Origin of the sequence: Paraburkholderia tropica (assembly GCF_900109265.1) — a bacterium.
GTDB classification, from domain to species: Bacteria; Pseudomonadota; Gammaproteobacteria; order Burkholderiales; family Burkholderiaceae; genus Paraburkholderia; species Paraburkholderia tropica.
Window position 1 is genome coordinate 277,742 of the sequence record NZ_FNZM01000006.1, and the last position, 23,028, is coordinate 300,769.

Annotated in this window: 21 protein-coding genes; 13 read left to right on the forward strand and 8 right to left on the reverse strand. The window is 65.9% G+C overall.

All coding sequences use genetic code 11. The features are described from left to right. Positions 1-35 precede the first annotated feature (35 nt). Together BMY06_RS11925 and BMY06_RS11930 are read left to right on the forward strand one after the other, a co-directional pair. Positions 36-632, forward strand: coding sequence for a helix-turn-helix domain-containing protein (locus BMY06_RS11925; RefSeq protein ID WP_074983272.1), 597 nt, complete (start codon positions 36-38; stop codon positions 630-632). A 48-nt stretch (positions 633-680) separates the two neighbouring features. Beyond that, positions 681-1,229: a GNAT family N-acetyltransferase gene (locus BMY06_RS11930; protein ID WP_074983274.1), complete on the forward strand. Its 549-nt coding sequence runs from the start codon at positions 681-683 to the stop codon at positions 1,227-1,229. On the opposite strand, the gene BMY06_RS11935 is transcribed toward BMY06_RS11930, so the two are convergent. Further along, on the reverse strand, positions 1,184-1,855 hold the full coding sequence (locus tag BMY06_RS11935; RefSeq protein ID WP_390971501.1) for a GNAT family N-acetyltransferase: 672 nt from the start codon (positions 1,853-1,855) through the stop codon (positions 1,184-1,186). The two genes, BMY06_RS11930 and BMY06_RS11935, sit on opposite strands and share 46 nt — an antisense overlap. A gap of 209 nt (positions 1,856-2,064) precedes the next feature. Here BMY06_RS11935 and BMY06_RS11940 point away from each other — a divergent pair, with 209 nt between their 5' ends. Next, complete coding sequence (locus BMY06_RS11940; RefSeq protein WP_065063820.1) at positions 2,065-2,541, forward strand: OsmC family protein; 477 nt, start codon at positions 2,065-2,067, stop codon at positions 2,539-2,541. 9 nt (positions 2,542-2,550) lie between these two features. On the opposite strand, the gene BMY06_RS11945 is transcribed toward BMY06_RS11940, so the two are convergent. Continuing rightward, positions 2,551-3,450: a LysR family transcriptional regulator gene (locus BMY06_RS11945; RefSeq protein ID WP_065063818.1), complete on the reverse strand. Its 900-nt coding sequence runs from the start codon at positions 3,448-3,450 to the stop codon at positions 2,551-2,553. Between the two features lie 95 nt (positions 3,451-3,545). On the opposite strand from BMY06_RS11945, the gene BMY06_RS11950 reads away from it, so the two are divergent. Together BMY06_RS11950 and fabV are read left to right on the forward strand one after the other, a co-directional pair. Continuing rightward, positions 3,546-4,568, forward strand: coding sequence for an NAD-dependent epimerase/dehydratase family protein (locus tag BMY06_RS11950; protein ID WP_074983277.1), 1,023 nt, complete (start codon positions 3,546-3,548; stop codon positions 4,566-4,568). 289 nt (positions 4,569-4,857) lie between these two features. Beyond that, positions 4,858-6,057 carry an enoyl-ACP reductase FabV gene (fabV, locus tag BMY06_RS11955; protein WP_074983278.1) on the forward strand — a complete coding sequence of 400 codons (1,200 nt, stop codon included), beginning with the start codon at positions 4,858-4,860 and terminating at the stop codon, positions 6,055-6,057. Between the two features lie 54 nt (positions 6,058-6,111). Here the strand turns inward: fabV and BMY06_RS11960 are convergent, their stop codons facing one another. Continuing rightward, the gene (locus BMY06_RS11960) at positions 6,112-7,854 is read right to left on the reverse strand and encodes an IlvD/Edd family dehydratase (protein ID WP_074983280.1); all 1,743 of its coding nucleotides are present in this window, start codon (positions 7,852-7,854) and stop codon (positions 6,112-6,114) included. A gap of 271 nt (positions 7,855-8,125) precedes the next feature. Between BMY06_RS11960 and BMY06_RS11965 the strand changes: the two genes are divergently transcribed. The 8 genes from BMY06_RS11965 (at position 8,126) to BMY06_RS12000 (ending at position 17,202) form a co-directional block, all read left to right on the forward strand. Continuing rightward, the gene (locus BMY06_RS11965) at positions 8,126-9,076 is read left to right on the forward strand and encodes an ABC transporter substrate-binding protein (protein ID WP_373681598.1); all 951 of its coding nucleotides are present in this window, start codon (positions 8,126-8,128) and stop codon (positions 9,074-9,076) included. 239 nt (positions 9,077-9,315) lie between these two features. After that, the gene (locus BMY06_RS11970; RefSeq protein ID WP_074983282.1) at positions 9,316-10,842 is read left to right on the forward strand and encodes a sugar ABC transporter ATP-binding protein; all 1,527 of its coding nucleotides are present in this window, start codon (positions 9,316-9,318) and stop codon (positions 10,840-10,842) included. Continuing rightward, positions 10,839-11,900 (forward strand): ABC transporter permease, encoded by a 1,062-nt coding sequence (locus BMY06_RS11975; RefSeq protein WP_074983283.1) that lies wholly within the window; start codon positions 10,839-10,841, stop codon positions 11,898-11,900. Before BMY06_RS11970 ends, BMY06_RS11975 begins: the two co-directional genes overlap by 4 nt. Positions 11,901-11,955: 55 nt before the next feature. Further along, positions 11,956-13,092, forward strand: coding sequence for a galactofuranose ABC transporter, permease protein YjfF (yjfF, locus tag BMY06_RS11980; protein ID WP_065063804.1), 1,137 nt, complete (start codon positions 11,956-11,958; stop codon positions 13,090-13,092). Positions 13,093-13,430: 338 nt separating this feature from the next. Continuing rightward, entirely contained in the window at positions 13,431-14,585 is a 1,155-nt protein-coding gene (locus BMY06_RS11985) for a sugar ABC transporter substrate-binding protein (protein ID WP_074983285.1), read from the forward strand. Continuing rightward, positions 14,585-15,595: an ABC transporter permease gene (locus BMY06_RS11990; RefSeq protein ID WP_074983287.1), complete on the forward strand. Its 1,011-nt coding sequence runs from the start codon at positions 14,585-14,587 to the stop codon at positions 15,593-15,595. Before BMY06_RS11985 ends, BMY06_RS11990 begins: the two co-directional genes overlap by 1 nt. Further along, the gene (locus tag BMY06_RS11995) at positions 15,595-16,416 is read left to right on the forward strand and encodes an ATP-binding cassette domain-containing protein (protein ID WP_074983288.1); all 822 of its coding nucleotides are present in this window, start codon (positions 15,595-15,597) and stop codon (positions 16,414-16,416) included. The genes BMY06_RS11990 and BMY06_RS11995 overlap by 1 nt, the downstream gene beginning before the upstream one ends. A 60-nt stretch (positions 16,417-16,476) precedes the next feature. Next, positions 16,477-17,202 carry a FadR/GntR family transcriptional regulator gene (locus BMY06_RS12000; RefSeq protein ID WP_074983290.1) on the forward strand — a complete coding sequence of 242 codons (726 nt, stop codon included), beginning with the start codon at positions 16,477-16,479 and terminating at the stop codon, positions 17,200-17,202. A gap of 71 nt (positions 17,203-17,273) precedes the next feature. Here the strand turns inward: BMY06_RS12000 and araH are convergent, their stop codons facing one another. The 5 genes from araH to BMY06_RS12025 all read right to left on the reverse strand — a co-directional run bounded on the left by araH (position 17,274) and on the right by BMY06_RS12025 (position 22,974). Beyond that, the gene (araH, locus tag BMY06_RS12005; protein ID WP_074983291.1) at positions 17,274-18,284 is read right to left on the reverse strand and encodes an L-arabinose ABC transporter permease AraH; all 1,011 of its coding nucleotides are present in this window, start codon (positions 18,282-18,284) and stop codon (positions 17,274-17,276) included. 108 nt (positions 18,285-18,392) lie between these two features. Continuing rightward, positions 18,393-19,952: an L-arabinose ABC transporter ATP-binding protein AraG gene (araG, locus tag BMY06_RS12010; protein ID WP_074983293.1), complete on the reverse strand. Its 1,560-nt coding sequence runs from the start codon at positions 19,950-19,952 to the stop codon at positions 18,393-18,395. Between the two features lie 44 nt (positions 19,953-19,996). Further along, positions 19,997-21,001, reverse strand: a complete 1,005-nt coding sequence (locus tag BMY06_RS12015; protein ID WP_065064754.1) for an arabinose ABC transporter substrate-binding protein — start codon at positions 20,999-21,001, stop codon at positions 19,997-19,999. Between the two features lie 68 nt (positions 21,002-21,069). Continuing rightward, positions 21,070-21,999 carry a Gfo/Idh/MocA family protein gene (locus BMY06_RS12020; protein ID WP_065064756.1) on the reverse strand — a complete coding sequence of 310 codons (930 nt, stop codon included), beginning with the start codon at positions 21,997-21,999 and terminating at the stop codon, positions 21,070-21,072. Positions 22,000-22,044: 45 nt separating this feature from the next. Continuing rightward, a complete protein-coding gene (locus tag BMY06_RS12025) occupies positions 22,045-22,974 on the reverse strand; it encodes a dihydrodipicolinate synthase family protein (RefSeq protein WP_074983294.1) in 930 nt (309 codons plus the stop codon). Positions 22,975-23,028 lie beyond the last annotated feature (54 nt).

The following is a 23,028-nucleotide window of genomic DNA, read 5'->3' on the forward strand; positions in this document are numbered from 1 at the left end:
CCACAAATTCCAACTTAGTGGATAATGCGTCCACTATGTCAGAACACAGCCCGACCGACACCGGCATCAACGAGCGCATCGCCCAGCGCGTGCGCGAATTGCGCGCGGCGCGCGGCTTCACGCTCGAAGCGCTGGCCACGCGCAGCGGCGTGAGCCGTTCGATGATCTCGATGATCGAGCGCGGGTCAGCCAGTCCCACGGCGGTCGTGCTCGAAAAACTCGCGTCGGGTCTCGGCGTATCGATGGCGAGCCTGTTCGGCGGCGCGAGCGAATCCGCGCCCGCCGAGCCGCTCGCGCGCCGCGACGCCCAGAGCCAATGGCGCGACCCGCAGTCGGGCTACACGCGCCGCAGCCTCTCGCCGGCCAACTGGCCCTCGCCCATTCAGCTCGTCGAAGTGGACTTTCCGCCCGGCGCGCGCGTGGCCTATGAAACCGGCAGCCGCGAGCACGTGTTTCATCAGCAGGTCTGGCTGCTCGAAGGCCGCCTGAATGTCGAACTCGGCGATCAGTTGCACGCGCTCGAAGCGGGCGACTGCCTCGCGATGCGGCTCGACCAGCCGCTGATTTTCAGCAATCCGGCTTCCCAGCCCGCGCGCTACCTCGTCGCGATTTGCGACGCGCGCGGCAATTGACACGGCGCGGCGTCGCCGAATTCTCATCACGCTTGCACAGGAATCCTTATGAATACCGAATCGCCGCGCGACAGCGTGAAGTTCATCGAATGCACCGAGGCTGAGCACGCGGGCGCCATTCTCGAGATTCTGAACGACGCCATCGTCAATTCGACCGCGCTGTACGACTACAAGCCGCGCGCGCCGGAAGCGATGCGCACGTGGTTCGAGGTCAAGCGCGCGAACGGCTTCCCGGTCGTGGGCGCGGTGGACGAAGCCGGCACGCTGCTCGGCTTCGCGAGCTGGGGCGCGTTCCGCCCGTTCCCGGCCAACAAGTACACGGTCGAGCACAGCGTCTACGTGCATCGCGACTCGCGCGGCCTGGGGCTCGGCGAGCGCCTGCTGCGCGAGCTGATCCGCCGCGCGCAGGAAAAGGAACTGCACGTGCTGGTGGGCTGCATCGACGCCACGAATGCCGCGAGCATCGCGCTGCATACGCGCCTCGGCTTCACGCACTCGGGCACGATCAAGGAAGTCGGCTTCAAGTTCGGCCGATGGCTCGACGCCGCGTTCTACCAGCTCAATCTGGCCACGCCCGCGCAGCCGGTGGACGGCTGAATGGGCCGAATGGACCGGATGCCGGGCCTCGCCGGCGCGAACGGCTGATTCGCGGCGGCGGGTTTGCTGAGCACGGCGCTGTCGTAGCCGCGGCCCGCGAAGCGCACGACATCGACGAGACTGAAACCCTGCGCGCGATAGAACGCAATCAGATCGGCGGCCGGAAACGGCGTGTCGAGCGCGAGTTGCGTGCAGCCGCGCGCGGCGGCCCAATGCGAGGCGAACGCCAGCAGCGCACGGCCGATGCCGCGACTCTGCCACGTCGGCTCGATACCGAACTGATGCACCGACGCCACGCCGCGCGAACGATACTGCTCGCAAGGCGATGCGCCGTCGCGGCCTTCGAGGGTCAACGTGCCGACGATCCGCCCGCTGCACACCGCCACGAAACAATCGCCCGCCAGCGCGCGCTGACGCGTGGCGCCCGCGCCCTGATCCGCGCACGCGCAATGCAGCCCGAGCGACGCAAGCCGCGCGAAGGCGCGGTGCAACAGTTGCGTAAGCTGCTCCCACGAATCGCGCTGCGGATCGAAGCGCCGCAGCACCAGACGCCCCATGCCGGGCGGCGTGCAGACAATGCGCTCGTCGCGTTCGTCTTGAGCTTGCGGGGCTCGGCGTGTGGACATGGCCTCTCCTGTCGTTGTGCTGAACCGAAGTCTAGGGTCGGCCCCGGCATGCCTCAAGCAAAAATCCCGTAAAAATCGTGGCGATTCACGTGAATATCGCATGTTTTTTATCGCGCAAATTATTACGGCATCCGAATTAAATAATTCAACGCCAACCGATTCATCCGTCGATGAGACAATAGCGCCACCCGACCACACGGAGAACGACAATGGCGCACGGCGAACACATGTACACAGTGAAAGTCCAATGGACCGGCAATCGCGGCAGCGGCACGAGCGGCTATCGCGACTATGACCGCGACCACCTGATCGAATCGGCCGGCAAGCCCGCCATTCCCGGCTCGGCCGATCCCGCGTTTCGCGGCGACGCCGCGCGCTGGAATCCGGAAGATCTGCTCGTCGCGTCGGCGAGCGCCTGTCACAAGCTCTGGTATCTGCATCTGTGCGCCGACGCGGGCATCGCCGTGCTCGATTACGTGGACGAAGCGCAAGGCACCATGATCGACACCGCCGAGGAAGGCCGCTTCAAGGAAATCGTGCTGCATCCGCGCGTGACGATCCGCGCCGGCGACGACCGCGCGCGCGCCGAACATCTGCATCACACGGCGCATGAGAAATGCTACGTCGCCAACTCGGTCAATTTCCCGATTCGCTGCGAGCCGGTCATCGTGCAGGCGGACGCGTAAGCCGGGTGATCACGCCCGCGCGCTCGCAAGATAGGCGTCGAGGCCGCTCGCGAGCGCATCGAACACGGCCTTGCAGCGGCGATTGCCGCGCAGGTCTTCGTGCATCGTGATCCACACCGGCAGGCGAATCGCGAACGCGCGCGGCAACACCCGCACGAGCGCGGCGTCGCGCCGCGCGATGCCGACCTGGCATGCGCCGATGCCGCAACCGGCGCGGATCATCGCGAACTGCGCCACGTCGCTGTCGGTGCGCAGCGCGAACGCCTCGCGCTTCCAGAACGGCCACTTGCGCGTCGCCTCGCGCACGAAGGGCGTGACCGTGTCATAGCCGATCAGCGCGAACTGCGGCAGGTCGGCGAGCGTGCGCGGCGTGCCGCTGGCGTCGAGATAATCGGCGCGCGCGTGCAGCCCCACTTCCGTTTCGCCGATCCGCCGCGCGATCAGCATCTCCTGCTGCGGCTGCGTCATGCGCACGGCGATATCCGCTTCGCGTTGCAGCAGATCCTGCACGCGGTTGGTCGCGACCAGTTCTACGACGAGTTCGGGATGCGTGCGCCGCAGTTGCGCGAGGACCGGCGGCAGCACTTCGATGCCCACCACTTCGCTCGCCGAGACGCGCACCACGCCGCGCATGCCGTCGCCCTGCCCCGCCGCCGCACGTTCGAGCGCGGCCGCCGTGGAGCGCATGGCTTCGGCGTGGCCGCGCAATGCGCGCGCCGCCTCGGTCGGCAAAAAGCCTGCGGGCGAGCGCGTGAAGAGCGGCTGGCCGAACGCGGCTTCGAGCGCGACCACGTGTCGCCCCGCCGTGGGCTGCGTGATGCCGAGCGCGCGCGCCGCGCCCGAGAGCGAGCCCTCGGTGAGCACCGCGAGGAAGGTCCGGTAGAGTTCCCAGTTCAGATTCGAGGCCATACAGAAATGTATAGCCGATCGACCATCTTCGGTAATTTTTTATGATCGCCGATCCGCGCAGAATGCAGCCATCGAATCCACAACGGAGAACGGCAATGGCGGCAATTCCTGACACGGCGCGCACCGCACTGGTGCTGGGCGCGAGCGGCGGCATCGGCGGCGAAGTGGCGCGCCAGTTGCGCGGCGCGGGCTGGCAGGTGCGCGCGCTCAAGCGCAACCTCGGCGGCGCGGCTGGCGAGCACGGTTCGCGCGACGCGGACGGCATCGACTGGATCGAGGGCGACGCGCTGGACCGCGCGGCCGTCCTGCGTGCGGCGCAGGGCTGCGCGGTGATCGTCCACGCGGTGAATCCGCCCGGCTACAAGCGCTGGGCCGAAGTCGTCCTGCCGATGATCGACAACACGCTCGCCGCCGCTGCGGCCGTGGGCGCGACCGTCGTGCTGCCCGGCACGGTCTACAACTTCGGGCCGGAAACGCTGCCGCGCGTCGCCGAGGATGCGCCGCAGCAGCCGCGCACCCGCAAGGGCGCGATCCGCGTGGAGTTGGAGCGGCGCATCGAGGCGGCCGCCGCGCAAGGCACGCGCGCGATCATCGTGCGCGCGGGCGACTTTTTCGGTCCGCGCGTGGGCAATAGCTGGCTCGCGCAGGGCATGGTGCAGCCCGGACGGCCGGTGCGCACGGTGCGCGAGCCGGGGCGGCCGGGCATCGGCCATACGTGGGCCTACGTGCCCGATGTGGCGCGCACGATGGTCGAACTGATCGAACAGCGCGCCGAACTCGCGCCGTTCGCCCGCTTTCACATGCAAGGCCACCGCGACGCCGATGGCACGCAGATGGCCGCCGCGCTCTGCCGCGTCGCCGAACGGCACGGGCTCGCCGCGCGCCGCAAGCCCTTCGCCTGGCCGCTGGTCTGGATCGGCGCGCTGTTTTCGACCACGCTGCGCGAGATGCTGGAAATGCGTTATCTGTGGCGCGAGACGCTCGAACTCGACAACGCGCGCCTCGTGCGCACGCTCGGCCGCGAGCCGCATACGCCGCTCGATACCGCGCTGGAGGCCACGCTCGCCGGGCTCGGCTGCCTGGGCGCGCCGGTTGCGGCGCTCGCGGCGGGGCATTGAGGGGTTTTCATCGCGCTGTCATCGCGCCAAGTCGAGCGATATCGCGCCCTATCGCGTTCCGGCACGTTTTGGCGCGGCTTCCCTGCGCAAGCATCGGAAAGCTCGCGAAAGCGCTGGGAAGCGATGGAGCACCCTCAACGGACCGTCAACGCACCGTCAACGCGCCCTCAACGCACCATCAACGCGCCCCGAACGCCCCCATAAACACCCGCCTGGCGCGCCGCGCCGCGCTGGCTCGCGTACAATGCGCCCCGTCCCTGCAAGTACCTGAGATAGACGGAGAAGTCTGATGATTATCGAACCGCGCGTTCGCGGCTTTATTTGCGTGACGGCGCATCCCGCCGGCTGCGCAGCCAACGTGGCCCAGCAAATCGAATATGTGAAAGCCAACGGCGCCATCGCCAACGGCCCGAAACGCGTGCTCGTGATCGGCGCGTCGACGGGCTACGGCCTCGCCGCGCGCATCTCGGCGGCGTTCGGCAGCGGCGCGGCCACGCTCGGCGTGTGCTTCGAGCGCGCGGGCAGCGAAACGCGCCCCGCCACCGCCGGCTGGTACAACACCGCCGCGTTCGAGCAGTTCGCCGCGCAACAGGGCCTGTACGCCCAATCGATCAACGGCGACGCATTCTCGACCGCCGTGAAGGACGCCACGATCGAGACGATCAAGCGCGATCTCGGCCAGGTCGATCTCGTCGTCTACAGCCTCGCCGCGCCGCGCCGCACGCACCCGGTCACGGGCGACGTGCACGCCTCGACGCTCAAGCCGGTCGGCAAGACGCTGCGCATGCGCGGCGTCGACACCGACAAGGAAATCGTCAAGGAAACCGTGCTCGAAGCCGCCTCGCAGGCAGAAATCGACGGCACCGTGGCCGTGATGGGCGGCGAGGACTGGCAGATGTGGATCGACGCGCTGCTCGACGCGGGCGTGCTCGCCCCCGGCGCGAAGACCACGGCGTTCACGTACCTCGGCGCGGAAATCACCCACGACATCTACTGGAACGGTTCGATCGGCGCGGCCAAGAAGGATCTGGACCAGAAGGTGCTGGGCATGCGCGAGAAGCTCGCGGCGCATGGCGGCGGCGACGCGCGCGTGTCGGTGCTCAAGGCCGTGGTCACGCAAGCCAGCTCGGCGATTCCGATCATGCCGCTCTACCTCTCGCTGCTGTTCCGCGCGATGAAGGAAAACGGCTCGCACGAAGGCTGCATCGAGCAGGTCTACGGCCTGTACAAGGACTCGCTCTACAACGCCGCGCCGGTGCTCGACGACGAAGGCCGTCTGCGCGCCGACTACAAGGAACTCGCGCCCGAAATCCAGGCGCAGGTGAAGGCCGCCTGGGATCAGGTGAGCGCGGAAAATCTCTACGAGATCACCGACTTCGCGGGCTACAAGGCCGAGTTCCTGCGTCTGTTCGGCTTCGGTATCGAAGGCGTGGATTACGCGGCCGACGTCAACCCCGACGTCGCGATTCCGGGTATCCAGCAGCTTTAATCGGCACGATCAAAGTTTGTGCGCACGGCGCGTCAGCGCCGCGCGCTGCCTCGCTCAATGCGAATGCCGGGGCACCTCCGCGCCCCGGCAACCCACCAGAAAGTCGAAATCGCAGCCTTCGTCGGCTTGCAGCACGTGCTCGACATAGAGCTTGCGATAACCGCTGCCATCGGCGGGCAAGGGCTGTTGCGCCGCGCGCCAGGCATCGAGCCGCGCGGTTACTTCGCTATCCGTAATATCGATACGCAGCGTGCCGCGCTCGCAATCGAGTTCGATCCAGTCGCCGTTCTGCACGATCGCCAGCGGTCCGCCCGCGCGCGCTTCGGGCGCGACGTGCAGCACCACCGTGCCGTACGCCGTGCCGCTCATACGTGCATCCGAGACCCGCACCATGTCCGTCACGCCTTGCGCGAGCAGCTTGGGCGGCAAGCCCATGTTGCCCACCTCGGCCATGCCCGGATAGCCCTTCGGTCCGCAGTTCTTCATCACGAGCACCGAATCGGCGGTGACGTCGAGATCGGGATCGGCGATACGCGCCTTGTAGTCGTCGAAATTCTCGAACACCACCGCCCGTCCGCGATGCTTCAAGAGCTTCGCCGTCGCCGCTGAAGGCTTGAGCACCGCGCCGTTCGGCGCGAGATTGCCGCGCAGCACGCACAGGCCGCCGTCGTGCACCAGCGGTTCGCCGAGCGGTCGAATCACTTCCTCGTTGAAATTGGGCGCCTCGCGCACGTTCTCCCAGATCGTCTTGCCGTTCGCCGTGAGCGCGTCGGGATGCGGCAGCAGCTTCGCTTCGCCGAGACGTCTGAGCACCGCCGGCAAACCGCCCGCGTAATAGAACTCCTCCATCAGAAAGCGGCCCGAAGGTTGCAGATCGACAATGGTCGGCGTGCCGCGCCCGATGCGGGTCCAGTCGTCGAGTTCGAGCGGCACGCCGATGCGTCCCGCGATCGCCTTCAGATGAATCGCCGCATTGGTCGAGCCGCCAATCGCCGCGTTGGTGCGAATCGCGTTCTCGAACGCCGCGCGCGTGAGCAGCTTCGAGAGCCGCAAATCTTCGAACACCATCTCAACGATTCGGATTCCTGACATCTGCGCGAGCACGTAGCGCCGCGCGTCCACGGCCGGAATCGCCGCGTTATGCGGCAGCGACACGCCGAGCGCCTCGGCCATGCACGCCATCGTCGACGCGGTGCCCATGGTGTTGCAGGTGCCCGCCGAACGCGACATGCCCGCTTCCGCCGACATGAATTCGTGCAGCGAGATCTTGCCCGCCTTCACCTGCTCGCTCAGTTGCCATACGACCGTGCCCGAGCCGATGTCGCGCCCCTCGTGCTTGCCGTTGAGCATCGGCCCGCCCGTCACGACGATGGCGGGCACATCGCAGCTCGCCGCGCCCATCAGCAACGCGGGCGTGGTCTTATCGCAGCCCACCAGCAGCACGACGGCGTCGACCGGATTGCCGCGTATCGCTTCTTCCACATCCATCGATGCGAGATTGCGCGTGAACATCGCCGTGGGCCGCAAATTCGATTCGCCATTCGAAAACACGGGAAATTCAACGGGAAATCCGCCCGCTTCATAAACACCGCGCTTAACGTGTTCAGCGAGCTTACGAAAATGCGCATTACACGGCGTAAGTTCGGACCACGTATTGCAGATGCCGATAATCGGCTTGCCCGCGAACTCGTGATCCGGAATGCCCTGGTTCTTCATCCAGCTTCGATACATGAAGCCGTTCTTGTCCGTGGTGCCGAACCACGCGGCTGAGCGCAGGCGCGTCTTACGAGTGTTCATGGCGTGACCCACTTAGTGAGAAAGTCCCATAAATAGCATGACTATATAAGTCGCGAGGATCGGGAAAACGCTAATAAAAACCGCAAATAGCGTCGCATATAGTTTGGCTATTCAAATTGCAGGCGAACGGCTGCCGGTCTCCAACCGGCGGCGTGGGATGGCGCGAACATACTCGTGACACTGTCCGGCCGTGATGGACGCGGGTGTAGCGCCATGAATTAAAAAACTACAGAGCTACACATCGGAGACACGCATGAAATTCGCTACACGTATGGTGAGCGGGCTCGTCGCTGCAGCGGCGGCTTTCTCGATGGCCGCGGGCGTCGCCCACGCCGAAGATAAACAGATTACGCTCGGTTTCGCGCAGGTGGGGGCAGAAAGCGCCTGGCGCACGGCCAACACGGTGTCGGTGAAAGCCGCCGCCAAGGACGCCGGCATCAATCTCAAGTTCTCCGACGCACAGCAAAAGCAGGAAAACCAGATCAAGGCGATTCGCTCGTATATCGCGCAGAAAGTCGATGTGATCGCGTTCTCGCCGGTCGTGGAATCGGGCTGGGAGCCGGTGCTGCAGGAAGCCAAACGCGCGAAGATTCCGGTCATTCTCACGGACCGCAACATCGACGTGAAAGACCAGTCGCTCTACGTGACGATGATCGGCTCGGACTTCATGGAAGAAGGCCGCCGCGCGGGTAAATGGCTCGAAGATCACTACAAGAGCAACCCCGGCCCGATCAATATCGTCGAGTTGCAGGGCACGGTGGGTTCGGCGCCCGCCAACGACCGTCATGCCGGTCTGATCGAGGTGATCAAGAACGATCCGAAGTTCAAGATCATCGCGTCGCAAAGCGGCGACTTCACGCTCGCGGGCGGCAAGCAGGTGATGGAAGCGTTCGCCAAGACGTATGGCAACAAGATCAACGTGGTCTACGCGCATAACGACGACATGGCGCTCGGCGCGATCCAGGCGATGGAAGAAGCCGGCATGAAGCCGGGCAAGGACGTGAGCGTGGTGTCGTTCGACGCGACCAAGGGTGGCTTCGAGGCGATGATCGCGGGCAAGATGAACGTCGACGTGGAATGCAGCCCGCTGCTCGGGCCGCAACTGATGTCGGCGGTGAAGGACATCGTCGCGGGCAAGCAGCTGCCCAAACGCATCGTCACCAACGAAACGGTGTTCCCGATGGACGTGGCGGCGCAAGTGCTGCCGTCGCGCAAGTACTAAACTTCACGCGAGTTTGTAGCCAGTTTGAAGCGAAATTGAAGCGCAGCAGGCTGTGCCAGGTAGCAAGCGATCATTGAGCGCGGAAGTTACGCGCCCGGCGCGCGTCACGTGCATGGCGTGATGCGCGCCCGGATTTTTTCGGCGCTCGCTGAACACGCAATGCCGCTCGCCGCCCGATTTCAGCATCCGCAGAATTTAATTAGCACTTCGGATCATTCCGGATCATTCCGTTCCTGCCCATGAGCGCCCCGCCCCTACTCGAAACCCTCGGTTTGTCGCGAACTTTCCCCGGCGTGCGTGCGCTCGACCGGGTCGATTTTCGTTTGTTCCCCGGCGAGATTCACACGCTGATGGGCCAGAACGGCGCGGGCAAATCCACGCTGATCAACGTGCTCACCGGCGTGCACGAACCCGAGGCGGGCGAAATCCGTCTCGCGGGCCAGGCCGTGCGTTTCGCCACGCCGCAGGAGGCCGAGGCGGCGGGCATCCAGACGCTCTATCAGGAAGTCAATCTCTGCCCGAATCTCTCGGTCGCCGAGAATATTTTCGCGGGCCGCCAGCCGCGCAAACGCGGCCTGATCGACTGGAAGTCGATCCACCGTCGCGCCGCCGAGGCGCTCGCCGAACTCAATCTCTCGCTCGACGTCACGCAGTCGCTCGACACCTATCCGATCGCGATGCAGCAAATGGTGGCGATCGCGCGCGCGGTGTCGGTGGACGCGCGCATTCTGATTCTCGACGAACCGACGTCGAGCCTCGACGAAGGCGAAGTCGCGCGCCTGTTCGACGTGCTGCGCAAGCTCAAGGCGTCGGGCATCGCGATTCTGTTCGTCACGCATTTTCTGGAGCAGACCTACGCGATCTCCGACCGAATCACGGTGATGCGCAACGGCGAGCGCGAGGGCGAATATCTCGCAGCCGATCTGCCCGTGCAGACGCTCGTCGCGAAGATGGTGGGCCTGAAGGACGCGGGCGAGCGGCTCGTGCATCCCGAACCGCCGCGCGCCGACATGCCAAACGAAGCCGCGCAGGCGCAAGCGCCCTATCTCGCCGCGCAGGGCGTCGCGCGACGCGGCGTGCTCAATCCGCTCGATCTCGAAGTGCAGCCGGGGCAGATCCTGGGGCTCGCGGGCCTGCTCGGTTCGGGGCGCACGGAAACGGCGCGTCTGCTGTTTGGCGCCGACCGCGCCGATGCGGGCGACGTGCGTATCGACGGCAAGACCGTCAAGCTGTCTTCGCCGCGCGACGCGGTGCGCCACGGCATGGCCTATTGCCCGGAGGACCGCAAGAAGGAAGGCATCGTCGCCGATCTGTCGATCCGCGAAAACATCGTGCTCGCGCTACAGGCGCAGCGCGGCTGGTGGCGCATGATCAGCCGCGCGCGTCAGCGCGAACTCGCCAACGACTACATCGAGCAACTGGGCATCAAGGCGCGCGACGCCGAACAGCCCATCGGCCTGCTGTCGGGCGGCAATCAGCAGAAGGTGCTGCTCGCGCGCTGGCTCGCGACCAACCCGCGCCTGCTGATTCTCGACGAACCCACGCGCGGCATCGACGTGGCCGCGAAATTCGAAATCATGGACCGCGTGCGCGCGCTCTGCGCGAAAGGGCTGGGCATCCTGTTCATTTCGTCGGAGATCAGCGAAGTGGTGCGCGTGAGCGACCGCATCGCCGTGCTTCGCGACCGCCGCAAGGTGGCGGAACTCGCGGGCGCGAAGCGCTCGGAACACGAGGTCTACGACCTCATCGCCGGAGATCGCCGATGACCCTGCCGCCCATCGATCCGCCCAAACGCGGCGCGCTGCCCGCGTGGCTCTCGCTGCTGCTCAAGCATCCGCTCTTGTGGCCCGCGCTCACATTGATCGCGCTGTTCGCCGTGGACGTGATCCACCGCGCGAATTTTCTCTCCATCACGCTGCTCGGCGGCCATCTGTTCGGCGCACCCATCGACATTCTGATGCGCGCCGCGCCGCTCGTGGTGGTCTCGCTCGGCATGACGCTCGTGATCGCCACGCGCGGCATCGACATTTCGGTCGGCGCCGTGGTCGCCATCGCGGGCGCGGCGGCCGCCACGGTGCTGGCCGCCGACCCCTCGCGCGTGGGCGTGGCGTTCGGCGCGGCGCTGCTCGTGGGCCTCGCCGCGGGCATGTGGAACGGCCTGCTGGTCGCCTTCGTGGGCATGCAGCCGATCATCGCCACGCTGATCCTGATGGTTGCCGGACGCGGCGTCGCGCAGCTGCTCACGGGCGGCCAGATCATCCCCATCGGCGCGAAGGGCTATCTGTACGCGGGCGGCGGCTATTTCGCGCTCGTGCCCTGCGCCGTGTGGATCGCCATCGCCGTGACGCTGCTGACCGTGCTGATCGTCAACCGCACCGCGCTCGGCCTCTTCATCCGCTCGATCGGCGTGAATCCGGTCGCCGCGCGGCTCGCGGGTCTGTCCTCGCAAGCGGTGGTGTTCGGCGCATATGCGTTCTGCGGCTTGACGGCGTCCATCGCCGGCATCCTGATCAGCTCGAACGTGCGCAGCGCCGACGGCAACAACGCGGGCCTGCTGCTCGAACTCGACGCGATTCTCGCCGTAACGCTCGGCGGCACCTCGCTCGCGGGCGGGCGCTTCAGCCTCGCGGGCACGGTGCTCGGCGCGCTCATCATCCAGACGCTCACCTACACCACCTATTCGATCGGCGTGCCGCCCGAAGCGACGCTCGTCGTCAAGGCGATCGTCGTGCTCTGCGTCTGCGTGATCCAGTCGCCGGCCGCGCGCGGTTTCGCGGCGCTGCAACTCAAGCGTCTCGCCGTGAGCCGCCGGGCGCGCGCCTGACCGGCCTCCACATGAAATACCGCATCAAACAAGGACTATTTCGGGGATGTCAAGCATGAACCGCCCTCCGCAAGCCACCGATTCGAACCCGCTCGCCGCGCTCCGGCGCGGCGTCGCGCGCGTCGTCGATCCGCGCGTGCTGCCCATCGTCGTGACCGTGGTGCTGTTCGCCGCGCTGTTCGGTTTCGGCTCGGTGATGTACACCGGCTTTTTCTCGCTGCAAGTGCTGTTCGGCCTGCTCGTCGATAACGCCTTCCTGCTGATCGTCGCCATCGGCATGACGTTCGTGATCATCTCGGGCGGCATCGATCTGTCGGTGGGCGCGGTCGTCGCGCTCACGACCATTCTGTGCGCCGTCGGCACCGAGAAACTGCACTGGCCCGTCTACGTGGTCGTGCCGCTCGTGCTGCTGTGCGGCGCGCTCTACGGCGCGGCGATGGGCGCGCTGATTCACTTCTTTCGTTTGCAACCGTTCATCATCACGCTCGCGGGCATGTTCCTCGCGCGCGGCGCATGCTTCCTGATCACGACCGAATCCATCCAGATCAACGACCCCGGCTTTCACGCGCTCTCCGAATTCAACATTGCGGTCGGCAGCGGCTCGCTCACAACCGGTTCGCTCACGGCGCTGGCGATGCTGGCCGCGGCCATCGTGATCGCGCATTTCACGCGCTTCGGCCGCAACGTCTACGCGATCGGCGGCAACGAGCGCTCGGCGCTGCTGATGGGTCTGCCGGTCGCGCGCACCAAGATCGGCGTGTATGCGCTCTCCGGTTTCTGCTCGGCGCTCGGCGGCGTGGTGTTCACGCTCTATGTGCTCTCGGGTTACGGCTTGCAGGCGCAAGGGATGGAACTCGACGCCATCGCCGCGACGGTGATCGGCGGCACGCTGCTCACGGGCGGCGTGGGCTACGTGATCGGCTCCGTGTTCGGCGTGGGCATTCTCGGCACGATCCAGACGCTGATCACCTTCGACGGCACGCTCAGTTCGTGGTGGACGCGCATCGTGATCGGCGCCCTGCTCTGCGCGTTCTGTCTGATGCAGCGCGCCACCGAACGCCACGCGGCGCGGCGCAAATCGACCGGCGGCGGACGCAGCGCGCCGCGCACGCGCAACGCGCGCACGCAACCGGCCGCGCCGCTCGATCAGGCGAAGCTGGCCGCCGCGCCGCCGCCGCCGCATCGCGCTTGAAACACACTGGCTTGAACGTCGTGTTGTCCCAGCATGTGATCGCCCCGGCGCGCTGCAAGCCAATAGTCGGACTAGTTAGGGGTATACATGGATTAGGAGGCGCATCAGCGCTGCACTAAGATTTTTTGCGGTACCGCACGGCGCACGACGCATGTTGCCGAACATGCCTGAACGCGACACGCGCCGCTGTCCTGCTCACGATCCTTTCGGTGCTTTCGCCGCGCTTGCGCCGTGAAAGCCGACCGTCTGCGAGTTCCCGGTGCCGTCCAGCATCTGCACGCACGCGATCGACGCACAGTCGACCACATCGACCACGAAGAAGAGAGCCGGAGGAAGACATGGCGCAGCAACGGGATGACGAGCACAGCGGCAAACAAGGCAACAACGACAACGCAGACAATGCAAACAACAGCGCGCCAGGCGGCGTCTTCAGCAGCGCGCGGCGCGGCCTCATGCAAGGCGCGGGACTGGGCGCGGCGCTCTCGCTGCTCGGCGCAGCAAGCGGCGCGGGCGGACTGATTTCGTCGGCGCAAGCGGCGGAAGCGGCGTTTCCCTCGCACAAGAAATGGAAGATCGTGTTCGTGAATCACGTCACGACGAATCCGTTCTTCGTGCCCACGCAGTACGGTATTCAGGATGCCTGCTCATTGCTCGGCATGGATTATCAGTGGACCGGCTCGGCCACCTCCGACGCGGGCGAAATGGTGCGCGCCGTGAACTCGGCGATCGCCGCGAAGGCCGACGCCATCGCCGTGCCGATCGTCGATCCGAGCGCCTTCGACAAGCCCATTCAGGCGGCGCTCGATGCGGGCATTCCGGTGTTCGCCTATAACGCCGACGCACCGCGCGGCAAGACCAATCCGCGTCTCGCGTATATCGGCCAGGATCTGTATCTGTCGGGGTATCAGATGGGCGAGCGCATCGTCAGTCTGATCGACAGCGGCATGGTCGCGCTGTTCATCGCCACGCCGGGTCAGCTCAACATCCAGCCGCGTCTGGACGGCGCGAGCGACGCCATCAAGAAGTCCGGCAAGAAGATCGACATTCAGACCGTCGCCACCGGCGCGACCGTCAACGAAGAACTCTCGAAGATCAAGTCGTTCTATCTGGGCCACCAGGATCTGAAAGGCATGTTCGCCGTCGATGCGGGCAGCACGCAGGGCGTCGCGCAGGTGATGAAGGAATCGAATCTGCCTTCGAAGGGCGTGCACGGCGGCGGCTTCGATCTGCTGCCCACCACGATCCAGCTCATTCACGAAGGCTTCCTCGATTTCACCATCGACCAGCAGCCCTACGTGCAAGGCTTCTACACCGTGATGGAGGCGTTCGTGTTCCTCGCCTCGGGCGGCCTCGTCGGGCCGGCCAACATCAACACGGGTCTGAAGTTCGTGACGAAGGCGACCGTCGAGCCGTACCTGAACACCTCGACGCGTTATGAAGGCAAGACCACCAAGCCGCAAATCGTGCCGATGAGCGGCGCGATCAAGTCGTGATGGATACGGTGAACGAACCTCGCAAGCTGGATACCGCCCGCGCGCCGAAACGCGCGGGGGTTTCGTTCGCATCGCACTGGGCGCCCGAGCTGCGCATCCTGCTCGTGGCCGTGCTGCTGGCCGCCTGGTTCGAATTCGCGAACCACGACTTCCTGTTCACCAACGCGAGCCTCGTCAACCTCTCGCAGTTCATCGCGCCGGTGGCGATCATCGCGTTCGGCGAAATCATGCTGATGATCGGCGGCGACATCGATCTCTCGGCGGGTATGGTGTTCGCGTTCGCGCCGTTCATGATGGTGTTCGCGAACGACGCGGGTGCGCCCATGTGGCTCGCCGTGATCGCCGGGCTCGTGGCCGCCGCCGTGATCGGCTTCGTGAACGGCGCGGTGACGGTGTGGCTGCGCCTGCCCTCTTTCGTCACCACGCTCGGCACGCTGTTCCTCATCAACGGCATCACGCTGACCGTGTCGCGCGGCACGCCCGCCGCCACGCCGGGGTCGCCCGGGTTCGCGAACTTCATGGGCGCGTGGGGCTACAGCGAAATCCTCTGGACGATCGCGCTCGCCTTCGTCATGCACGTGCTGTTGCGGCACACGCGCTGGGGTCTGCATACGCAGGCGGCGGGCGCGAATCCGATCGGCGCGAGCGAGGCCGGCATCCGCGTGAACCGGCTGCGGCTCGGCAACTTCGTGCTGGCCGCCGTGCTCGCGGGCTTCACGGGCATCCTCGAAGGCTTTCGCATCACCTCGATCGATCCGCAGGCGGGCGGCAACCAGATCATGTTCCTCGCCGTGGCGGCGGCCGTGATCGGCGGCACACCGCTCACGGGCGGCTCGGGCACGATCGTGGGCGGCCTGATCGGCGCGGCGGTGCTCGGCATTCTGAACGACGGCTTCACGCTCATCGGCATCAACGCGTTCACGTTCAACATCATCCTCGGCGCCGCGATTCTGGCCGCGATGATCTTCAATATCCACGTGGGCCGCATTCGCCGCCGGGGAGCACGCTGATGGACGAATCGCAGGCATTCAAGGGCAGCGCGGACGTGGCCACGGATGTGGCCAACGCGCCGCTCGCGCTGCGCGGCGACAAGCTCGTGAAGCGCTTCGGCGCGGTGACCGCGCTCGACGGCGTGTCGCTCACGCTCGGCAAGGGCGAAATTCTCGGCGTGCTCGGCGACAACGGCGCGGGCAAATCCACGCTCGTGAAAATCCTCACGGGCTTTCATCAGCAGACCGGCGGCACGCTCTCTATCGACGGCCAGGAAACGCTGCTGCGTTCCGTCGATCACGCACGCTCGCTCGGCATCGAATGCGTTTATCAGGATCTCGCGCTCGCGAATTCGCTGAGCATCTATCACAACATGTTCCTGAATCGCGAGTTGGTGCGGCGCGGTCCGTTCAAGCTGCTCGATCACAAGCAGATGCGCGAGCGCGCGGCGCAATGTCTCGACGATATCGGCGTGCACGTGCCGTCGGTGGATCTGCCGGTGGAACGGCTCTCGGGCGGTCAGCGCCAGGCGATCGCGGTGGCGCGCGCCGTGCACTCGAATGCGAAAATCCTGCTGCTCGACGAACCGCTCGCCGCGATGGGCGCGCGCGAGGCGGGGCTCATCATCGACCTGATCCTTCGTCTGAAGGAAAAAGGCGGGCTATCCATTATCATGATCATGCACAACTATGCGCAGACCCTCGATATCGCGGATCGCGTGATGTTGATGCAGCGTGGCCGTGTAACTTATGAACAAAAGAGCGCGCTCACTTCGGTGGCGGAGCTCATGGACATCGTGCGGCGGGAATATCGGGCCATGCGCGCTACCAGCGCGCCGTAGGCTCTCACAACAGGGGGACGCCTGATCGGAACCCCTCGCCGGGCTTCCGGCAGGACGAATATGGATTACCGCAATCTAGAGAAACGCAAGAGCCAGCACGGGCGCATCGTGCAGGAACTCGGCATGCAGATCGTCGGCGGCACGCTGCTGCCGGGCCAGCGTCTGCCCGCCGAACCCAGCCTGTGCGAAACCTACGGCGTGAGCCGCCCGGTGCTGCGCGAAGCCACGCGCGTGCTCGTGGCCAAGGGTCTCGTGGTGTCGAAGCCGCGCGTGGGCAGCATCGTGCGTCCGCGCGACGAATGGCACATGCTCGATCCCGACGTGCTGTTCTGGACCGTCAACAGCATTCCCGAGGGCGAGTTCTTCCGCGCGCTGCTCACGGTGCGGCAGATCATCGAACCGGCGGCCGCCGCGCTCGCCGCCATCTCCGCGACCGACGAAGAACGCGTGCGCATCGCCAAGGCCTACGCGCGCATGGAGCAGGCCAAAACGGCCACCGATCTGCTCGAACCCGACCTCGAATTCCATCGCGCGATCATGGCCGCGACGCACAACGACATGCTCGCCTACATCGGCAACATGCTGTCGCTCGCACTGACCGAGTCGATCAAGTTCACGAGCCGGCATCCGAACACGCACGCGTTGTCGCTGCCGCGTCACAAGGCGATTCTCACGGCGATCGAGCATCGCGACGCGCTGGCCGCGCGCCAGGCGAGCGTGGTGCAGCTCGACAACGCGCGGCAGGACGCCAATTCCATACTCGGCGGCGCGGCGCTCGAAACCTGAGCGAGCTGAACGACCTGAGCAAGCTGCGCTGCTCAGGTTCGCGTTCATGCGTGCGCCGCCGTGCGTCATGTTCAGACTGCCCGCTTGCTGCGGCGGAACTGGTCGAACAGCACGGCGAGCAGCAGAATGCCGCCGCGAATCAGGTACTGATAGAACGTGGGGACGTTCATGAGGCTCATGGCGTCCTGCACCGCGCCCATGATCAGCACGCCCACCAGCACGCCCGAGATGGTCGCCACGCCGCCCGTGAGCGACACCCCGCCGAGCACGCACGCCGAGATCACGCCCAGTTCGAGGCCGACTGAAGTCTTCGGATCGCCGAGGCTCATGCGCGAGGCCAGCATCACGCCCGCGAAGCCCGTCACGAGACCTTGCAGCACGAACACGGTGATCTTGATGCGCGTGACCGGCAGGCCCGCAAGACGCGCGGCTTCGCCGTTGCCGCCCACCGCGAGCACGTTCTTGCCGAACACGGTTTTCTTCAGCAGAAAGCCGAACACCACGAAGCCGATGATATTGCTCCAGATCGGAAACGAGATGCCGAGGAAGGAGCCGCCGCCGAGGTCGAAGAAGCGCTCTTCCGAGATCATCACGGCGTCGCCGTTCGAGGTCAGGAAGGCGAGACCGCGCACGGCTTCCATCATCGCGAGCGTGGCGATCAGCGAATTGATCTTGAAGCGCGCGATCAGCACGCCGTTGACGAGACCCACGGCGCCGCCCGCGAGCACGCCCGCGACGATGCCGAGGATCACGCTATGCGACTGCGTGATGACGGTGGACGCGACCACGCCCGAGAACGCCACGATGGACGCGACCGAGAGGTCGACCTCGCCCAGCGCGAGCACGAACATCATGGTGACGGCGATCGAGCCGATCAGCGTCACGGAGAGCAAAAGGCCCTGAATATTGCGGGTCGTGAGGAAATCCGGCACCGTCGCGGAAAGCACCGCGAACAGCACCACGAACACCACGACGATGCCCGACTTGTTGATCATGTCCCACACGCGCGCACGCGACGGCGTGATCGGCGCGGCGGCTTCGTTGACGGTAGGCGTGCCCTGTGGCTGCATGGCTTCACTCATCTCTGGTTCATCGTTACGGATCGGACGCGCGCTTCGCCGCGTGTTGCGTAAGGCGGCGTGCGTCCGGAAAACAACGTCAATCAAGGGGTTAATGCGTGTTGGCGCGGTTTAGCGCGGCAACGCCAGCTTGATCAGTTCGTCCGGCGAGGCGTCGGCCTTCATGACGCTGCCCGCGATGCGCCCCTCGCGCATCACGATGATGCGATCGGCCACGCCGATCACTTCGGCCAGGTCGCTCGACACCATGATCACGCTGCGTCCCGCTTCCGCGAGTTCGTACAGCAGGTTGTAGATCTCGGCGCGCGCGCCCACGTCGATGCCGCGCGTGGGTTCGTCCATCAGGAACACTTCGATGCGCTCGGCGAGCCAGCGCGACAGAATCACCTTCTGCTGATTGCCGCCCGAGAGCGTGCCGATCGCGGTGTCGCCATTGCGCGTCTTGATCGCGAGCTTCTTGATGTAGTCGTCGGTCAGCGCGCGTTCGCGCTTCGCGTCGAGCAGGAAGCGCGCGGGGCTGAAATGGCGGCGCGCGCTGATGTTCAGGTTGTCGGCCACCGAGGCGATCGCCACGATGCCTTCCTGCTTGCGGTCCTCGGGACACAGCGCCATGCCCGCCCGCACCGCGTCGCGCGGACTGGCGAAATTCACGCGCTTGCCGTCGAGTTCGACGTGGCCCGCGCTCGGACGCTCGGCGCCGTAGAGCAGCTTCATCAGTTCGGAACGTCCCGCGCCGACGAGCCCGAAGAAGCCGACGATCTCGCCGCGCCGCGCCTGGAACGACACGGGTTCGGCGAGCCCCGGACCCATCAGCCCTTTCGCCTCGATCAGCACCGGACCGGCCTTGCGCGCGCGATAGCCGTAGACGTCCTCGATCGAGCGCCCCACCATCGCCGCGATCAGCCGATTGCGGTCGAGGTCGGCGACCGAATCGAAAGTCTCGATGCGCTTGCCGTCGCGGAACACCGTCACGCGGTCGCACAGCTCGTAGACTTCGTCCATGCGGTGCGTGACGTAGATGATCGCGCGGCCGTCCGCGCGCAGCGCGTTGATGATGCGAAAGAGGTTTTCGGTTTCGCGCGCCGAGAGCGAACTCGTCGGTTCGTCGAAGGCGATCACGCGCGCGTCGCGCATCAACGCCTTGCCGATCTCGATCATCTGGCGCTGGCCGATCGAGAGATTCTTCACCGGCGTGCGCGGATCGATGCGCTCGCCGAGCCGCTGCAGTTCCGCCATCGCGCGCTTGACGAGCGTCTGCTCGTCGAGCACGCCGAAGCGGTTGGGCAACTGCCCGAGCATCAGGTTGTCGGCCACGGTCAGCTCGGGCACGAGATGCAATTCCTGATAGATGATCGCGATGCCCGCGTCGAGCGCGGCGCGCGTGGTCGTGAAGCGCTGCTCCACGCCGTTCAGGCTCAACGTGCCCGCCTGCGGCTGGTTCACGCCCGAGAGCACCTTGAGCAGCGTGGACTTGCCCGCGCCGTTCTCGCCCATCAGGCCGTGCACCTCGCCCGCGCGCACGTCGAGCGCCACGCGGTCGAGCGCCTTCACGCCCGGAAAGCTCACGGTGATGCCGTCGAGCTCCAGATACGCGCGCTTCCCCTGTTGATTCCCCGCCTGGCGCGTACCGGCCGCGTTCGCGGCATCTGCCTGTGTCATGGTTTCAGTCATTGCATCTCTGCCCTTACCGTCGCCTCCGTATCGCTACGGATGCCTTAAATACCCAGTTCGCTGCGCACAGCCGTCCAGTTGTCGCGCGTCATCAGCTTGCCGGTGGTCTGCGTATCGGCGGGCGGCTGCTTGCCGGTGCGGATCCATTCGACGAGGTTCTGCGCGCTGTCCTTGCCGTGGTTCGTCGAGCTGACGGCGATCGTGCCGTAGAAGCCCGTGGGCGCCTTCTTCTGGAACTCGGCGAACGCTTCGCCCGCGCCGTTGATGCCCACGCCGATCACGTCCGACGCCGGCAGATGCAGCTGCTCGGTCGCACGCACGGCGCCCAGCACGCTTTCTTCGTTGAGCGCGAAGATCACCCACTTCTTGATGTTCGGATGTTGCGCGAGCACGGGCGACGCCGCGTTGAAGCCACCTTCGTCGTCGGTGGTCTTTTGCGGCGCGTCGAAGATGTTTTCCTTCTTGAAGCCGCCCGCGATCAGCGAAGCCGTCGCGCCGTCGGTGCGCAGCTTGGCGGTCGGCAGTTCGTAGTCGGTGATGCGCAGCGCGCCCACTTCTTCCGGCTTCCAGCCGCGCTTCTTCATTTCGTCGGCGATCGCCGTGCCGACCTGATTGCCGATCTTGAACGCCGACATGCCGAGGTGCGGCACGTTGCCGAGCGGCTTGCCCGACGAGTCGACGAGCTGATCGTCCACCGTCACGAACTTCATGTTGTAGCGCTTCGCGCGCGCCTGAATCGCCGGTCCGAGACGCACGTCGGGCGCGCAGATCACGAAGCCCTGCGCGCCTTGCGCGCCGAGGTTGTCGATCGCGGCCAGCACCTTCTCGCCGTCCGGCGTGCCGATGTTGACGACCGAGAAGTTCTCCTTCTGGCCGAGCGCCGTGGCGGCCTTCTGCTCGTTGATGAACCACGCCTGTTCGGGCATCTTCACGAGAAAGCCGATCTTGGTGGGCGAGTCGGCGTGCGCCGCCATGTTCATGCCGAGCGGCGCGACGCACAGGGCCGCGAGCACGGCGCGAAGGGTGAAGCGGCGGATGTTGCTGGTCATGCTGATGTCTCCTCTGATAGCGCTGTTGAGTGTGGTGAAGCGGTTTATAGGGCGATTGCGACGATGTCTCAGTGGCCGAAGGCCTCGACTTCGATATGGCGGCCGAGCAGGAACGCATCGGCCACGAGGCGCAGCGGGCGCACGTCCACGTCGTCGGTGCCGTGCGCGATCAACCAGTGAAAACGTTCATAGAGCGCCGAATATTCCCGTTCGGCGCCCAGCTCGACCGGCTCGCCCGCGATCGCGAGACGCTTGCCGCCTTCGGAGATCGAGAGCAGGCCCTCGGTGGTCTCCACGTCGATTTCCCATTGCTCGACCGGACCGTGACGCCAGTCGAATTCGGCGCGCACCGGCACGCCGTCGGTGTCGATGCAATCGAGTTCGGCCGCGATCGGCGTCGAGCAGTCGGACGGCACGTGCAGCGACGCGCTGCGCAGCAGCACCTCGCGCGGCAAGATGCGCGTGACGATCGAGAGCGCGTTGATACCCGGGTCGAACACGCCGAGGCCGCCCGGTTCCCAGATCCATTGCTGACCCGGATGCCAGCGGCGCACGTCTTCCTTCCAGCGCACATGCACGGCGCGGATCGTGCGCTCCGCGAGCCACGCGCGCGCCGGTTCGACCGCGCTCGCGCAGCGCGAATGCCACGTCGCGAACAGCGTGCGCTTGTGCTGCTTCGCGAGTTCGCGCAGCGCTTCCACTTCGCTCACGCTCGCGCCCGGCGGCTTTTCGAGCATCACGTGCTTGCCCGCTTCGAGCGCGGCGCGCGCCTGTTCGTAGCGCACCTGCGGCGGCGCGCACAGCGACACGGCGTCGAGGTCGCGCTCGGCAGCCAGCAGCGCGCCGATATCGGCGTAATTGCGCACGCCGTCCACCTGCGCGTTGCGGCTCGCGGCGGCCACGAGTTCGAAGCCCGCGTTACCCGCGATGGCGGGCAGATGCTGATCGCGCGCGATCTTGCCCACGCCGACGATGCCCAGCTTGTACGACGCATTCATACCGATCTCCCAACCTTGTTTTATTTCGGATCACGAACCGATTATTTACTTGCCCCAGCGCAGCACCAGCGGATCGAGGCGGCGCGCGATATCGACGAGTTCCTTGCGCGTCTCCGGATGCATCGCGGGCAGCGGATGGCGCGGCAGTTCGCAGTCGATCACGCCGCCTTCCTGCATCAGCGCCTTGCAGGCGAGCAACCCCGCCTGACGGTTCTCGTGATTGATGAGCGGCAGCCACTTCTGATAGAGCGTGAAGGCGTCGTCGAGGCGGCCTTCGCGGTGCGCCACGATAATCGGGCGAATGCCGTCCGGGAAACCGCCGCCCGTCATCGCGCCGGTCGCGCCCGCGTGCAGATCGGCCAGCAGCGTGATGCCTTCCTCGCCGTCCCACGGACCTTCGACCGCGTCGCCGCCGAGGCGGATCACTTCGCGCAGCTTGTTCGCCGCGCCCGGCGTTTCGATCTTGAAGTACGAGACCTGCTCGATCTCGCGCGCCATGCGCGCGAGGAACGGCGCGGACAGCACCGTGCCGCTCGCGGGCGCGTCCTGAATCATGATCGGAATGTCGATGGCGTCCGAGACGCGCGCGTAGAACTCGTAGATCTGCTGCTCGGGCACGCGGAAGGTCGCCCCGTGATACGGCGGCATCACCATCACCATCGCCGCGCCGAGGTCCTGCGCGCGCTTGCTGCGCGCCGCGCAGGCGATCGTGCCGTAATGCGTGGTCGTCACGATCACGGGCACGCGGCCGGCGACGTGTTCGAGCACGGTGCGCGTGATCAGCTCGCGCTCGTCGTCGGTGACCGAGAACTGCTCGGAGAAGTTCGCGAGAATGCACAGGCCGTCCGAACCCGCGTCGATCATGAAGTCGACGGCGCGCTTCTGGCTCGCCAGATCCAGTTCGCCGGTGGCGGTGAAGGTGGTCGGCACGACGGGGAAAATGCCCGTGTAACGGGGCGTACGGCTCGTAGTCATGATGTCTGTCCTGCTTTGAAAATGTCGGCGTGCCGCGCGGGCACGCCGGCTGTG